At 40.1% G+C, this 1,340-nt stretch carries 1 protein-coding gene; it reads right to left on the reverse strand.

Annotated elements, in window-relative coordinates:
• Positions 1–55: 55 nt before the first annotated feature.
• On the reverse strand, positions 56–1,051 hold the full coding sequence (locus L0U89_RS20195) for an IS110 family RNA-guided transposase (RefSeq protein WP_234863181.1): 996 nt from the start codon (positions 1,049–1,051) through the stop codon (positions 56–58).
• Between the last annotated feature and the right edge of the window lie 289 nt (positions 1,052–1,340).

Raw genomic sequence — 1,340 nt, forward strand, 5'->3', positions numbered from 1 at the left:
CCTGCCTGTATTCTAAGATTAAAGCAAATGGAATAGTACAATTTTACTGATTTTTTTAGGCTGCATACTTGTGGATTTCTACATATGGTGAGTCTCTGTCTATGACAGCAAAGATTCTCGAAAGCAGTTTGTTTCTGATGATGTTTAAAGTGCTCATGCTGTTTTTTCCTTTTTTAATTCTGGTCTCATAGTATAGCTTCATTTCTGGATTGTACTGTACGGCTGTGCCGGCACACATTGTGAGCAGTGATTTGATTCTTTTGTTTGCAAGTTTGTTTGTTTTGGTTCTTCCGTTTGAGGTTCCTGATTGATTGGGAAAAGGTGCAATGCCTGCATAGCTGGCAAACTTCCTCCAATTCTCAAAAGCGGAAAAGCCTTTTGTCAGAATGATCATCATGATTGCGGTCTGAGGGCCAATCCCTTTTATGGAGTTTATCAACCTGTACTGTCTCAGAAGGTTGGGATCTTCCTTGATCAGGACTTCAATTTCCTTTTCAATCTTTTCAATTTGCACATCCAGACAATTTATCACCTCTTGTTGGGATTGGAGATAGACCTCAAATCCACCGTCGGGAAACTGCTCTACATACTCCCCAAGTCTGGCTTTATAGGAAGCTCTTTGACTGACCATACGCTCCCTGAGCGATGAAAGCTTCTTCAATTTCTCCAGAGTCTGGGAAGGCAGTTTAAACAGGTGGAGTTTTTCCCGCTTCTCGTAAATGTACTCTGATATAGCCCTGGCGTCTGCCTTATCTGACTTTCCTCTTCTGATCCCAAGGGATCTTTTGAGTTCGAGACCTGGGATTACTGTAAAAGAGAACCCGTTTTGGTCTAGAAACAGGATCAGGTTTTCGGAGTAAAGGCCCGTATGTTCAAAACCAAAGACAAGTTCCGAATGGCATATCTTGCCAGCCTTTTCCATTATCCATTCAATCATCTGGATAAAGCCCTCAATGTTATTGGGGAAAACCTTGTGAGATGCAAATGACTTGAGATAAATATCCAGAGTGGATTTACTCACATCAATTCCGATAAATACGCTAAATTTCATAGATTTACGGTTAAGTTTAACAATTTAGGTTGCCGAAACTAAAACCTTTAGAAGGCCTTGAGAACCTAAAATTCTAACTGGTTATTTTGGCAACCATTTAAAGAATGGGGACTGATACAGGCAATAGGTCTGAAACCTATCCGGCAGAATAGTTCACCCCATTCTTTTTTGACTTTAAAATTAACTTATCCACCGTTTTCAACAAGTTATCAGTCTCCCCCCGGACCCCCCTCATTGTTGATAACTATACCGCTATTCTTAGAATATTAACATTTCATAAATCTAAAGG

The organism is Mariniradius sediminis (assembly GCF_021491425.1).
In the GTDB taxonomy this organism is placed as follows: Bacteria; Bacteroidota; Bacteroidia; order Cytophagales; family Cyclobacteriaceae; genus Mariniradius; species Mariniradius saccharolyticus.